Origin of the sequence: Helicobacter salomonis (assembly GCF_900197775.1) — a bacterium.
GTDB classification, from domain to species: Bacteria; Campylobacterota; Campylobacteria; order Campylobacterales; family Helicobacteraceae; genus Helicobacter; species Helicobacter salomonis.
In genome coordinates this window covers 1-1148 of sequence record NZ_FZMA01000066.1, presented here as the reverse complement: position 1 = coordinate 1148, position 1148 = coordinate 1, and the positions used below count along the sequence as shown (strand labels likewise).

Here is a 1148-nt window from a genome sequence, read left to right as displayed (position 1 = left end):
GCCCAGCAACGCCATGACCAGATCATTGCAGACAAAGAAGCCGCTGCAGGTCTCAAAGAGAATGAGCGCATTCTTGAGATAGGCCAACCCATTCCCATGCAAAGACTGGAACACTCAGCTGGGAGTCTGAGCCTAGATGATGAGCAAATCTATCCCCTAGACTTTGCTATTGTCAAAGCCAAAGACCTCAAACCCAATTTCATGCAGGGCACAGGCACACAGACACGCACCCAGATGAACCAGCACATCATCAATCAGATCGCCCAAGACTTCAAAGCAGAGATGATTCTAGGCAGGGGAGGCTTTGAAGATGTGCCCGTAGTCTTACAGGATGGCCAGGTCTTAGTGGGCAATCACCGCACACAGGGCATGCAGAGCTTTAGCCCTAGCAGCAGAGAGACTTACCACAAGGCCATCTTAGAGGCCTATAAGCTAGACTTAGCCCCTGATGAACTCTTAGTGCGCACGCCTAAGAATGCTAATCTAAGCCCTGCAGAATTGCTCAATCTAGCTGCAGCCAGCAATAAGCAGAGGGCTAGCACTCCAGGAGATAGACTGCTAGGAGCACTAGGCAAGTACGATGCCCACATCACTTCTGAGAACCTCAAAGCTCTAGCCCAACCTGCGCAGAGTGTCGATGAGCTAGCCAATAGAGTGGCTAGACTATTAGACATCCAATCTCCTAAAAGCCCTGCTAAGGAAGAGACCAACATGGCTTTGCTAGCCCATGTCGCACGCAACACCCCCGATCTGAGTTTGTCCCAAGTGCTCAACCATGCGCATAAGATTTTAGATCATGAGCAGTATGACAAGCTCAAAGATGCCTTTGTCTACAATGCAGGCAGTTTTTACAATTTAGCGCATAATTCCACATTCCCCCAACTAAACCTAGCCCCCTATCTGACCCAAGCCATGGATGCCACTGCTAAAGCTCTAGCCTATGGAGAGCGCGCTAAGGGCTTTGAGCAGCTTTACAGCGAACTCTACCAATTAGTGCACTTGAGCGATGCCGCTCTAAAAGAGAGCTTGAAACTGCGCCCTGCGATATTCCAAGACACTCTAAGCCAAGTGTTAGGCGCAGGGTTTGCGCGCTTCATGCGTTTGGAAAATCCTAAAGGCCAACTCCATGAGTTCTTAAAAAACCTTCC

1 pseudogene is annotated in these 1148 nt (G+C 49.7%); it reads left to right on the top strand.

Annotated elements, in window-relative coordinates:
* Positions 1 to 1148: pseudogene (locus C6H04_RS07755) on the top strand (hypothetical protein); the annotation flags it as partial.